The 11,826-nt window shown below is 73.3% G+C and carries 11 protein-coding genes; 7 read left to right on the forward strand and 4 right to left on the reverse strand.

Going from position 1 to position 11,826, the window contains the following annotated elements; translation table 11 throughout:
* Positions 1-22 precede the first annotated feature (22 nt).
* The 4 genes from IE172_RS29410 to IE172_RS29425 are packed head-to-tail and all read left to right on the forward strand — an operon-like array spanning position 23 to position 2,839.
* A complete protein-coding gene (locus tag IE172_RS29410) occupies positions 23-556 on the forward strand; it encodes a phosphatase PAP2 family protein (protein WP_190100372.1) in 534 nt (177 codons plus the stop codon).
* Complete coding sequence (locus IE172_RS29415; protein ID WP_190100373.1) at positions 553-1,497, forward strand: decaprenyl-phosphate phosphoribosyltransferase; 945 nt, start codon at positions 553-555, stop codon at positions 1,495-1,497. The genes IE172_RS29410 and IE172_RS29415 overlap by 4 nt, the downstream gene beginning before the upstream one ends.
* Positions 1,494-1,931 (forward strand): GtrA family protein, encoded by a 438-nt coding sequence (locus IE172_RS29420; protein WP_229886549.1) that lies wholly within the window; start codon positions 1,494-1,496, stop codon positions 1,929-1,931. Before IE172_RS29415 ends, IE172_RS29420 begins: the two co-directional genes overlap by 4 nt.
* Positions 1,919-2,839 carry a YihY/virulence factor BrkB family protein gene (locus IE172_RS29425; protein ID WP_190100374.1) on the forward strand — a complete coding sequence of 307 codons (921 nt, stop codon included), beginning with the start codon at positions 1,919-1,921 and terminating at the stop codon, positions 2,837-2,839. The genes IE172_RS29420 and IE172_RS29425 overlap by 13 nt, the downstream gene beginning before the upstream one ends.
* Here the strand turns inward: IE172_RS29425 and IE172_RS29430 are convergent.
* Entirely contained in the window at positions 2,787-4,061 is a 1,275-nt protein-coding gene (locus IE172_RS29430) for a D-alanyl-D-alanine carboxypeptidase family protein (protein ID WP_229886551.1), read from the reverse strand. The genes IE172_RS29425 and IE172_RS29430 overlap by 53 nt on opposite strands.
* A 172-nt stretch (positions 4,062-4,233) precedes the next feature.
* On the opposite strand from IE172_RS29430, the gene IE172_RS29435 reads away from it, so the two are divergent.
* Positions 4,234-4,485, forward strand: coding sequence for an SCO4848 family membrane protein (locus tag IE172_RS29435; RefSeq protein WP_190100376.1), 252 nt, complete (start codon positions 4,234-4,236; stop codon positions 4,483-4,485).
* A 24-nt stretch (positions 4,486-4,509) separates the two neighbouring features.
* The gene (locus IE172_RS29440) at positions 4,510-5,847 is read left to right on the forward strand and encodes a metallophosphoesterase (protein WP_229886553.1); all 1,338 of its coding nucleotides are present in this window, start codon (positions 4,510-4,512) and stop codon (positions 5,845-5,847) included.
* A 187-nt stretch (positions 5,848-6,034) separates the two neighbouring features.
* Here the strand turns inward: IE172_RS29440 and IE172_RS29445 are convergent, their stop codons facing one another.
* Both IE172_RS29445 and IE172_RS29450 read right to left on the reverse strand, forming a co-directional pair.
* Positions 6,035-7,558, reverse strand: a complete 1,524-nt coding sequence (locus tag IE172_RS29445) for a sensor histidine kinase (RefSeq protein ID WP_190100377.1) — start codon at positions 7,556-7,558, stop codon at positions 6,035-6,037.
* Between the two features lie 26 nt (positions 7,559-7,584).
* Positions 7,585-8,274: a response regulator transcription factor gene (locus IE172_RS29450; protein WP_190100378.1), complete on the reverse strand. Its 690-nt coding sequence runs from the start codon at positions 8,272-8,274 to the stop codon at positions 7,585-7,587.
* 164 nt (positions 8,275-8,438) lie between these two features.
* On the opposite strand from IE172_RS29450, the gene IE172_RS29455 reads away from it, so the two are divergent.
* Positions 8,439-10,871: an MMPL family transporter gene (locus tag IE172_RS29455; RefSeq protein WP_190100429.1), complete on the forward strand. Its 2,433-nt coding sequence runs from the start codon at positions 8,439-8,441 to the stop codon at positions 10,869-10,871.
* Here IE172_RS29455 and IE172_RS29460 read toward each other — a convergent pair.
* Complete coding sequence (locus IE172_RS29460; RefSeq protein WP_190100379.1) at positions 10,864-11,685, reverse strand: TetR/AcrR family transcriptional regulator; 822 nt, start codon at positions 11,683-11,685, stop codon at positions 10,864-10,866. The two genes, IE172_RS29455 and IE172_RS29460, sit on opposite strands and share 8 nt — an antisense overlap.
* Positions 11,686-11,826 lie beyond the last annotated feature (141 nt).

Consider the following 11,826-nt stretch of genomic DNA (forward strand, 5'->3'; position numbering starts at 1 on the left):
CCAGGGTGAACAGTGGGTCCACATGGACGACCACCACGACCTCCCGCGCCCCCGCGGTCTCCACGGCATGGACCACCGGATCGTCGCCGCGCTCAGAGCGTGCGGCACGGACCCCCGCGTGGCCGGGGCCGCGCGCGCCCTGTCCTGGGCGGGGGAGCACGGTGCGCTGTGGCTCGCGGCCGGCCTCACCGGAGCCGTCGTGGACCGTCCGCGGCGGGCGGCCTGGCTGCGCGGCACCGCCCTCACCGCGGGCGCCCACGCCGTCAGCATGGGGGTGAAACGGATCGTGCGCCGCCCCCGCCCCACCCATGTGGAACCCCTGGTCGGCACCGTCGGCCGGCACTCCTTCCCCAGCTCGCACGCCACCTCCGCCGCGGCCGCCGCCGTCGCCTTCGGCGCGCTGGGCGCCCGCGCGGTGCCCCCGCTGGCCGCCGCCGTGTGCGTCTCCCGTCTGGTGGCCGGCGTCCACTACCCCTCGGACGTGGCGGCCGGCGCCGCCCTGGGCGCGCTCACCGCACGGCTCGGCGCCCGCTGGATGGCGGGAGGCCCCGCGTGACCGACACCGCGCTCCTGCACGAGAGCACCGGTCAGCGCCAGGCACCGCCCCCCTCCGGGGGCGGTCTCCTCACGGGCCTGCTCAGGACCGCGCGCCCCAAGCAGTGGGTCAAGAACGTCCTGGTGATCGCCGCCCCGGCCGCCGCCGGTGAACTGTTCTCCGCCGGCGCCCCGGCCACGCTCGCCCTGGTCTTCGTCCTCTTCACGGCCTGCGCCGCCGCCGTCTACCTGGTCAACGACGCCCGCGACGCCGAGGCCGACCGCGCCCACCCCACCAAGTGCCGCCGCCCCGTCGCCGCCGGACAGGTCCCGGTACCCGTCGCCTACACCGCCGGCGTGGTCCTCGGCGTCCTCGCGCCGGTCGTCGCGGCCCGGCTGTGCCCGCCGGAGGTCGCGGCGCTGCTGACCGCCTACCTCGTCATGCAACTGGCGTACTGCGTCAGCCTCAAGCACGTCCTCGTCGTCGATCTCGTCGTCGTCACCACCGGTTTCGTGATGCGCGCGGTGGTCGGCGGGCTCGCCCTCGGCATTCCCCTCTCGCGCTGGTTCCTGATCACCACCGGGTTCGGGGCGCTGTTCATGGTCGCGGCCAAGCGCTACTCCGAGGCCGTGCAGCTGGCGGGGAAGGAGGGCGCCACCCGCGCGCTGCTCACCGAGTACACCACCGGCTACCTGCGCTTCGTGTGGCAGCTCGCGGCCGCCGTCGCCGTCATCGGCTACTGCCTGTGGGCCCTGGAGGACGGCGGCGCGCACCACACCGGGCTGCTGCCCTGGCGGCAGCTCTCCGTGGTCGCCTTCGTCCTCGCCGTCCTGCGCTACGCCGTCTTCGCCGACCGGGGGACCGCCGGCGAGCCGGAGGAGGTGGTCCTCGGCGACCGCGCGCTCGCCCTGATCGGCGTGGTGTGGGCGGCGATGTACGCCCTGGCGGTGGCCGACTGGTGAGGGACCGGCTGCTCCGGCACCGGCGGGAGCTCGTCGGCTTCGCCACCGCCGGTCTGCTCGCCTACGCCGTCGACCTCGCCCTCTTCGTGTACCTGCGCGGGCCCGGCGGACTCGACCCGCTCACCGCCAAGGCCCTCTCCTTCGTCGCCGGCTGCACGGTCGCCTACGCGGGCAACGCGCGCGGCACGTACCGCGCGACGCGGGTGCGCGGTGCCCGCCCCTACGCCATGTTCTTCGCGGTCAACCTCGCCGGTGCCGCCGTCCAGCTGCTCTGCCTGGCCGTCAGCCACTACGGGCTCGGCCTCACCTCGCAGCGCGCGGACACGGTCTCCGGTGCCGTGGTCGGCATGGCACTGGCCACCGGTGTCCGGTTCTGGGGCACGAGGACATTGGTCTTCCGCAATGCGGGCAGAGTCCGCTCATGGACTGGCTGAAAAAGCTCCCGGGCGTGGGGCCGTGGGTGACGAGGGCGATGCGCACCCACGCCTGGCGGTCGTTCGAGCGCCTGGACCGGGTGCACTGGACACGGCTGGCCGCGGCGATGACGTTCCGCAGTTTCGTCGCGCTGTTCCCGCTGCTCACCGTCGCGGCCGCGATCGGCGCCGCCACCCTCGGCCAGGACCAGCAGAAGGCCCTCCAGCGCAGGATCGCCGACCAGGTGCCCGGCATCTCCGACCAGATCGGCGACCTGGTGCAGAACGCCGGCACCGTCGGCCTGATCGCCGGTGCCGCCCTGTTCTTCACCGGTGTCAGCTGGGCCGGTGCCATGCGCGACTGCCTGCGCGCGGTGTGGGAACTGCCCGACGAGGAGGAGAACCCCTTCGTGCGCAAGGGCAAGGACACGGGCGTCCTCGCCGGGCTCGGCGGCGCGCTCCTGCTCACCCTCGTCGCCTCCGCCGTCGCCTCCGCCCTGGTCGGCCGGATCAGCGACGCCATCGGCCTGGAGAAGGGCGGCTGGGGCGGTGTCGTCCTGCACGTCACGGCGTTCGCCGTCGCCGTGGGCGCCGACTTCCTGCTCCTGCTGTACGTCCTCACCCTGCTGCCCGGCGTCGAACCCACCCGGCACCGGCTGACCGTCGCCGCGCTCACCGGCGCGGTCGGTTTCGAACTGCTCAAGCTGCTGCTCAGCGGCTATGTGCAGGGCGTGGCCGCGAAGAGCATGTACGGGGCGTTCGGCGTCCCCGTGGCCCTGCTGCTGTGGATCAACTTCACCACGAAGCTGGTCCTGTTCTGCGCCGCGTGGACGGCGACGCCCGGCAAGCGGGACGAGGGGGCCGGGGAGGCCCCGGTCACGGACGCGGGCGGCGGCGCACCAGGTCCGGCAGCGGCCAGCGCCGGTTGACCAGGAACCCACCGCCGGCGAGCAGCACCAGCACCCCGCCCGTGATGCCCAGCGCGACCCCGATGCCGTCGGTCCCGCCGCCCGCCGGGGCGCTCGCCACCGGCTGCGACCCGGCCACGGCACCTCCGGCCTCACCGGGGGAGGCGGACGGACCCGGCTGCGCGCCGGCCTGGACGGCGCTCTTCGGCGGCACCAGCTCCCCGACCGGTTCGACCTTGCCGGCCGCCTGGAAGCCCCAGTCCAGGAGCCGCGCGGTCTCCTTGTAGACCCCGTTGGACTCGTCCTTCTCCGGGTTCATCACGGTGACCAGCAGCACCTTGCCGCCCCGCTCGGCGACACCGGTGAAGGTCGCGCCGGCGTTGGTGGTGTTGCCGTTCTTCACACCGGCTATGCCCTGGTAGACGGGCACGTCGGAGGCTCCGCTCAGCAGCCGGTTGGTGTTCTGGATCTCGAAGGACCCCCGGACCTGCTTGCCCTTCTTGTCCTTCTTCGTCTCGCCGGGGAACTTCGCCCGGACCGTCGAGGCGTACTCCCGGAAGTCCTTCTTCTGCAGCCCCGAACGGGCGATCAGCGTCAGGTCGTACGCGGACGAGACCTGCCCCTCGGCGTCGTAGCCGTCCGGGCTGACCACCTGGGTGTCGAACGCCTGGAGTTCGTCGGCGTGCGCGTTCATCTCCCGGACGGTGTTCTCCACGCCGCCGTTCATCGCCGCCAGCACGTGCACCGCGTCGTTGCCGGAGCGGAGGAAGACACCCTGCCACAGTTCGTGGACCGTGTACGTCTCCTCCTCCTTGATCCCGACCATGCTGGAACCGGAACCGACCCCGGCCAGGTCGGAGACCTCGACCCGGTGCTCCGTCGTCTTGGGCCACTTCGGCAGCAGCGTGTCCGCGAACAGCATCTTCAGGGTGCTCGCCGGGGCCAGCCGCCAGTGCGCGTTGTGCGCGGCGAGCACCTCGCCGGACTCGGCGTCGGCGACGATCCAGGACCGGGCGGACAGCTCCTTCGGCAGGACCGGCACCCCGCTCGCCAGGTTGACCTGCGTGCCCGGCTGCCCGAGCCGCGCGCCGCCCACCGTGGACATCGCGGCCGGGGGCGTGGCCGAGGGTGTCGCCGGGGGTTTGGGGGCCGCCAGGGCGACGGGCGCGGTCAGCGCGGTGGACAGCAGGACCGTGGTGGCGACCAGCAGGGAGCGCCGGACGGTGTTCTTGGGTGCGGGCACGGACGGAAACGTACATGCCACATCGGAGGATGTCCCGCCCCGGTCGCCACCCCCGGAAAGGAACCGGACAGGGGCCGGTGATACTGGACGTATGCCGTGCTCACCCGGGGGACAACCCCTGGACCCCCGGCCGCCCGCGGGAGCCCGGTACCGCGATGAAAGGTCTTGTTCGGTGAAGCTCAGCCGCCCCGTCTCCTGGTTCCTGCTCACCTTCGGGGTGTGGAGCTGGATCATCTGGATCACTTTCGTCAAGAACCTGGTCAAGGACAGCAGCGGGCTCGCGTTCGAAAACGGGAATCCGACGGCGTACTTCTTCGTTCATCTGACGCTGGCCGTCGTCTCCTTCATATGGGGGACGGTCATCGGGGGCATCGGGTTGCGCGGACTGCGCGCATTGAGCCGGACGTCACGGACGACGTCGTAACGGAAAGCAGGGGAACACCGCACCGTGGCCATCGTTGTCTTTGTACTCGTCGCGCTCCTGGTCCTGGCCGTCCTGGTCACGGGCAACTGGTACGTGTGGCGGCGCCTGTTCCGGGACACCACACGGGGCCCGGGCGCCGTGCGCCGCGCCGGTGCGGTGCTGATCGCCGGAGGCTGGGCGCTGACCTTCGGCGCGTTCGCCGTCTCGCGGTCCGGGGCGCCCTTCTGGCTCCAGCAGGTGCTGGCCTGGCCCGGTTATCTGTGGCTTGCGCTGTCCCTGTACCTGCTGTTGGCGGTGCTCGCGGGTGAGCTGGTGCGGCCGGTGCTGCGCAGGGTTCTCCAGCGGCGGGACCGGGCCGCGGGGGCGACGGCGGTGCCGGCGGACCAGCCCGCGAAGCCGGAGGCCATATCCGTGGGCAAGGGGGCGGGCCCGGTGCGGGACACCGGGACGGACGCCGGACCGGATGCCGGACCGGGTGCGGGACCGGACGGGGGAGAAGCCCCCGCGGTGCCGGAGGTTCCGGCTCCGGCGGCCGGGCCCTCGCGCCGGCTCTTCGTCTCCCGGGTCGTCGGCGGGGCCGCCGCCGCGGCGGCCGTGGGGACGGTGGGTTACGGGACGTACGGGGTGCTGCGCGGGCCGCGGGTGAAGCGGGTCACCGTGCCCCTGGCCAAGCTGCCCCGCGCGGCGCACGGCTACCGCATCGCGGTGGTCAGCGACATCCACCTGGGGCCGGTGCTGGGGCGGGGGTTCGCGCAGAAGGTCGTCGACACGATCAACTCGACCCAGCCGGACCTGATCGCGGTCGTCGGGGACCTCGTGGACGGTGACGTGAAGGATCTCGGGCCGGCCGCGGCCCCGCTGGCGCAGCTGAGGGCACGGCACGGGTCGTTCTTCGTCACCGGCAACCACGAGTACTTCTCGGGTGCCGGGCAGTGGGTCGAGGAGGTGCGGCGGCTCGGACTGACCCCGCTGGAGAACGCGCGCAGGGAACTGCCGTACTTCGACCTGGCCGGGGTCAACGACGTGGCCGGGGAGGACGAGGGCCAGGGGCCGGACTACCAGCGGGCGTTGGGGGACCGGGACCGGGAACGGGCGTGCGTGCTGATGGCCCACCAGCCCGTGCAGATCCATGACGCCGTGGACCACGGGGTCGACCTGCAGTTGTCCGGTCACACGCACGGGGGACAGCTGTGGCCCGCGAGCCTGCTCGCCGCTGCGGCCAACCCGACGCTGGCGGGCCTGGAGCGCTACGGGGACACGCAGTTGTACGTCAGCCGGGGAGCGGGTGCGTGGGGGCCGCCCACCCGGGTGGGAGCGCCGTCGGACGTCACGGTGATCGAGCTCGCCTCGCGGGAGGCGTGAGGGGCACCGCACCGTGAGGCCCTCGACCGGCTCACCGCGCTCGTCGCGGGCACCGCACGCGTCGCGGAACTCACGGCAGCGGAACCGGACGCCTCCGCCTGAGCCCGGCCCGGCGGCCCCCGTCCGCCCGGACCGCCGTCGTGTCCGGTGCCGGGCGCTGCCGTGTACGCCGGGGGGCCGCCCGGCCTCACCGGGCCGGAGGGTCCGGGGTGCTGACGTGTGCGGTGCCGGGCGCGTGAGCCCGGGGCCGTCCGGCGTCGGCGGCCCCGGGTGTCCGGGGCGCCGTCGGCTCCGGTGCGGGGCGGTTCGGGAGTGTCACGGTGACGGTCAGGCCCTCGCCCGGTGCCGTGCTCACCGTCACCTCGCCGCCGTGCGCCCGCACGACCCCCTGCACGATCGCCATGCCCAGACCGCTCCCCGCGCCCCCGCCCACCCGGAAGAAACGGTCGAAGACCCGGGCCGCGTCCTCGGGCGCGAGCCCGGGCCCGTCGTCCGTCACGGACAGCCGCACCTCCCCGTCCTCGCGGACCACCCCCAGCCGCACCGGTACGTCGGCCGGGGTGTGCGTGCGCACGTTGCCGAGCAGGTTGCCCAGGACCTGCCGCAGCCCGGCCTCGTCCGCGCGCACCAGCACCGAGCCGCCGGCGTCCACGGTCACCGGACGCTCCGGCTGCTGCGCCCGCACGTCCTCCGCCGCGTCCCGCACCAGCCGGCACACGTCCACGTTCCGCAGCCGCAGTTCGGGACGCTGGTCCAGCCGGGCCAGCAGCAGCAGTTCGTCGACCAGCCGGGCCATCCGCTCGGACTCCGTCATCATCCTGTCCCAGGCCCGCCCGCGCTCCGCCGGCTTCCGCAGCATCCCCCGGTCGTACAGCTGGAGGTAGCCGCGTATCGCGGCCAGCGGTGTGCGCAGTTCGTGCGAGGCGTCGGCGACGAACCGGCGCAGCTGGGCCGCGCTGCGCTCGCGCGTGCGGTACGCCGACTCCACCTGCTGGAGCATCGAGTTGAGGGCGAGCCGCAGTTGCTCCACTTCGAGGATCGTCTCCCGGCTGGAGGGCACCCGCCGGGTCAGGTCGCCTTCCGCGATCGCCGACGACGTCTCCACCATGTCCTCCAGCGACCGCATCCGGCGCCGCACACTGAACATGGTCAGGCAGGCGAGCAGCGACAGCAGCAGCGTGCCGATGGCCAGGTCGAACCTGACCGCCTTGGCGACGACGTCGTGCACCGCCTCGGTGGACGCGGCGATCATGATGTACGTGCCGTCCGCGAGCCGGGTGCCGGTGACCCGGTAGGCGGAGCCGCGCACGGTGACGTCGCGCGGCTCCGGGTCCCGCAGCAGCGCCGGCACGTCGCCCACCGCGTCCGCCAGGGCCCGCTGGGCGTCGGTCGGCGCGAAGCCCAGGACGCCGACGGGCTCGCCCCGGGCGTCCACCGCCGCGAAGATCGAGTCCGGGTCGTCCTCCCTCTCCCAGTCCGGATCCACCCGGTCGCGGAAGAAGCTCAGCACGCTCAGGGAGTCGATCTGCCGCAGCGTCAGCTCGGAGCCGCCCAGCGAGTCGCGGGTCCGGGTCAGCTCCGCGTCGATCTGGTCGAGCAGGTAGTAGCGCATGCCCAGCACGCTCACCACGGTGGCGGCGACGATGCCGAGCGCCAGCAGCACCACGTTGGCCAGGGTCAGCCGGCCGCGCAGCGAGTGAACACCCCGCATGCGAGCAGGCCTTCGCGCGGGCAGCCTCACGTCAGCCCGTACCCGACCCCGCGCCGGGTGGTGATCACCGGCGGGCCCAGGGTGTCGAGCTTGCGCCGCAGATAGCTGATGTAGGTCTCCACGACGGTCGATTCGGCGGGCGCGTGCTCGTACTGCCAGACGTGGCGCAGGAGTTGCTCCTTGGGCACGATGCGGCCGCCGTTGCGCACCAGGAAGCGCAGCAGCGCGTACTCGGTGGGGGTCAGTTCCACCGAACGGCCCGCGCGGCGCACCGAGTACGTCGTCTCGTCCAGTTCCAGGTCGCCGTGGCGCAGCGGAGCCCGCTGCGGCAGCACGTCGGCGGGGCGGGTGCGGCGCAGTACGGCGGTGATCCGGGCGACGACCTCGTCGATGTTGAACGGCTTGGTGATGTAGTCGTCGCCGAAGCCGAGCGCGCCGACGATCTCGGCGGGCGCGTCCCGTGCGGTGAGGAAGACCAGCGCCGTCTCCGGGAGCCGGGCACGCAGTTCACGGCCGAGGGCGCGGCCGTCCCCGTCGGGCAGCATCACGTCGAGCAGGGCGCAGTCGGGGCGGAAGCGCTCGGTCAGGGTGAGCGCCTCCCGGACCGTGGCCGCGGTCATGACCTCGAAGCGGTGGTAGCGCAGGGCGATGGCGAGGACGTCCGCGATGCTCTCCTCGTCCTCCACGACCAGCACGGTGCCGGGAGCTGTCGTCATGCCCCCAGTATCGGTGCGACCGCATGCCGCCGTGGGGGTCAACGCCTTGGAGTTCCTTGAGAGTCCGGCGCGAGTCGTGTCGCCGGGCGGGCACCGCCGCCGATCCTGCTGCCCAGGACCTGGGGGACCGACCGATTCGACGAAGGAGCTGGAACGTGGCGGCATTGGCACGCTGGTGCTATCGGCATCGGCTGGTGGTCCTGTTGCTGTGGGTGGGGGCACTGCTCGGACTGGGGGTCTCGGCGAGCAGTGCGGGCACGAACTACGCGGAGGTGTTCTCGCTCCCGGACACCGACTCCAAGCGCGCGTACGACCTGATGGAGCGGGCGTTCCCGGACCGCGCGGGCGACACCGACACCGTGGTGTGGAAGGCCGGGGAGGGTTCGGTGCGCGACGACGCGGTACGGTCCCGGATCGAGCCGGCGCTGGCGGAGATCGGGCGCATGGACGGCGTCGGCGACGTCACGGGTCCGTACGGCGAGCGGGGCGCGGCGCAGATCAGCGAGGACGGACGGATCGCCTACGCGCAGGTCACGTTCGCCGAGCAGGCGGACGCCGTGCCGAAGGAGCTGGTGCGGGACGTCGTCGACACCGCGCGGGGCGCCGCGCGCGACGGGCTCCAGGTGGAACTGGGCGGCCAGGCCATCACGCGCGTGCAGGAGCCGCCGACGGGCACGGCCGAACTGGTGGGCATCCTCGCGGCCGCCGTCGTGCTGTTCGTGGCCTTCGGGTCGCTCTTCGCGATGCTGCTGCCGATCGTGGTCGCCGTCTTCGGCGTCGGCGCCGGCATGTTCGGCACCCAGCTGATGGGCCACGTCACCGACGTCCCCGAACTCGCCTCGCTGCTCGCCACGCTGATCGGGCTCGGCGTGGGCATCGACTACGCCCTGTTCATCGTCACCCGGCACCGGCGTGGCATCCTGCGCGGCGCCGATCCGGAGGAGGCGGCGGTCACTGCTCTCGACACGTCGGGCCGGGCGGTGCTGTTCGCGGGCGGCACGGTGTGCATCGCGCTCGCCGGGATGCTGGTGACCAACCTGCGGTTCCTGGACGGTGTGGTCATCGGGACCTCGCTGACCGTCGTGCTGAGCGTGCTGGCCGCCGTCACCCTGCTGCCCGCGCTGCTCGGGCTGCTCGGCCACCGGGTGCTCAGCCGCCGCCAGCGCCGCGCGCCGGCGGCGCGGGGGCCGCAGGCCCGGGAGGCGAGCGGTCTCGCCGCGCGCTGGTCCGCCACCGTCGAACGCCGTCCGCGGTCCGTCGCCGTGCTCGCCGTCGTGCTGATGGCCGCGCTCGCGCTGCCGCTGCTGTCGCTGCGGCTGGGCACCGTGGACCAGGGCAACGACGACACCTCCCTGACCACCCGGCAGGCCTACGACCTGCTCGCCGAGGGCTTCGGGCCCGGGTTCAACGGACCCCTCCAGGTGGTCGTGGACGGGGAGGCGTCCGACGCCCTGGTGACGGCGGTACGGGAGACCGAGGGGGTCGCCCGGGTCGCCGCGGTGCCGCCCGCCAACGGGGTGAGCGTCATCCAGGTGATCCCCGAGACGTCACCGCAGGACGTGGAGACGGACCGGCTCATCGACACCCTGCGCGAGGAGGTCATTCCCGGGGCGGGCGCCGAGGCGCACGTCGGAGGCGTGACGGCGGTGTCGAAGGACTTCGCGTCGGTGACGGGCGACCGGCTGCCGCTGTTCATCGCCACGATCATCGGTCTGGGCTTCCTGCTCCTGCTGCTGGCGTTCCGTTCCGTCGTGGTGCCGCTGACGGCGGCCGTGATGAACCTGCTCGCGGCGGCGGCGTCCTTCGGCGTCCTCGTGGCGGTCTTCCAATGGGGCATCGGCCTGGACGTGCTGGGCCTCGGCCAGGAGGGCCCCATCGCGTCCTTCCTGCCGATCATCATGCTGTCGCTGCTGTTCGGCCTCTCCATGGACTACCAGGTGTTCCTGGTGAGCCGGATGCACGAGGAGTGGGTGCACACCCGGGACAACGCCCGCGCGGTGCGCGTCGGCCTCGCGGAGACCAGCCGGGTCATCAACTCCGCCGCCCTGATCATGGTCTGCGTCTTCCTCGCGTTCGTGCTCAGCGGTGACTACGGGGCGGCCATGGCGGGTGTGGGCCTGGCCGCGGCGGTCGCCCTGGACGCGTTCATCCTGCGCACCGCGCTGGTCCCGGCCGTGATGCACCTGCTCGGCCGGTCCAACTGGTGGCTGCCGGCCGGACTCGACAAGCGGCTTCCGCACCTGGCGGTGGAGCCCCGGGAGGACACCGCTTCGCGGCCCGCCGCCGGAACACCGTCGCCGGACCCCGGCGGGCGCGACGGCGGCCCCTCGGTCGTCCACGGTTTCGTACGCACCGCCGACGGTGAGCCCGTCGAGGGCGCGGACGTGGCCCTGATGACCCCGGGTGGCCGCCGGCTGGACCGGGTGGTCTCCCTCGCCGACGGCGCGTACATCGTCTCCGTGCCGGCCCCGGGCACCTATCTGCTCGCGGCGACGGCGACCCGGTACGGCGCCCGCGCGGCACACGTGACGGTGACGGAGGATCCCCTGGTGCACGACGTGGAACTGACGCCCGGTGAGGTGGACGCCGTCAACTGACGGTGCCGGGGCGCTCGTCGCCGACGGGCGCCCCCTTCTCCGCGGGCGCCCTCTTCTCCGCGGGCGTCCCCTTCTCCGCGGGCGCCGCCTTCCCGGCGGGGTCGGGAAGCGCCTTGGTCATCCCGGGCAGGAACTCCGTGAACAGTTCGTGCACCTCCCGGACCAGGGGCCGCAGCACCCGGAAACGGGCCAGGGCGACACCCCGCGCGGTGATCCGGGCCCCCCGCTCGGCGAGCCGGTAGCTGCGCTCGCGGCCCTCGGTCCGGTCGAAGATCCAGTAGAGGCACAGCCCCATCTGCGACAGCCACATCAGCTCCGGCAGGATGTCGCGCAGTTCCTCGGGCACCTTGGTCCTCGTCCCGGCCAGCACCGCGCGGTGCACGCTGATCGCCTCCTGGCGCGCGTGCTCGGACTCGGGGGAGAAGGGGCTGAGCGGGCTGTCCGGGTCGGCCGCGTTCTTGAAGAACTGCACCGCGAACTCGTGGTACGGCGTGGCGATGTCCAGCCACGCCTTCAGCACCCCCGCGAGGCGGGCCTCCAGGTCGCTCTCGCGGGCCAGGACCTCCCGGGTCGCCACCTGGTGCTCGGCGGCGATCCGGTCGTAGAAGCCCTGGATCAGGTGCTCCTTGCCCTCGAAGTAGTAGTACGCGTTGCCGACGGAGACGCCGGCCTCCTTGGCGATGGCCCGCATGGTCGTCTTGTCGTAGCCGCGCTCCTGGAACAGCCGCATGGCCGTCTGGAGGATCAGGGCGCGGGTCTGCTCGGACTTGCTGAGGGGGGCGCCGTCGCCGGGGCCGTCGTTCTTCGCGGGCACGGGAAGAGAGCCTAACGCCAGGGGCGGGCGCCCCACGGCGCGGTGCGGGTACCGGCGTCGCAGGTCGGCGGGGTGCGGCTGAGGTCCGCCGCGCGGATCGGGGGCGCGGTGCCTCCCGGGAGTGGGCGTCGAGACCGTCAC

The sequence above is a fragment of the Streptomyces griseoflavus genome (assembly GCF_014649995.1).
GTDB lineage: Bacteria > Actinomycetota > Actinomycetes > Streptomycetales > Streptomycetaceae > Streptomyces > Streptomyces griseoflavus.

Coding starts and splice junctions, on each gene's coding strand:
- IE172_RS29410 (WP_190100372.1), top strand. CDS start 23: ATGGACGACCACCACGACCTCCCGCGCCCCCGCGGTCTCCACGGCATG.
- IE172_RS29425 (WP_190100374.1), top strand. CDS start 1,919: ATGGACTGGCTGAAAAAGCTCCCGGGCGTGGGGCCGTGGGTGACGAGG.
- IE172_RS29445 (WP_190100377.1), bottom strand. CDS start 7,558: ATGCGGGGTGTTCACTCGCTGCGCGGCCGGCTGACCCTGGCCAACGTG.
- IE172_RS29450 (WP_190100378.1), bottom strand. CDS start 8,274: ATGACGACAGCTCCCGGCACCGTGCTGGTCGTGGAGGACGAGGAGAGC.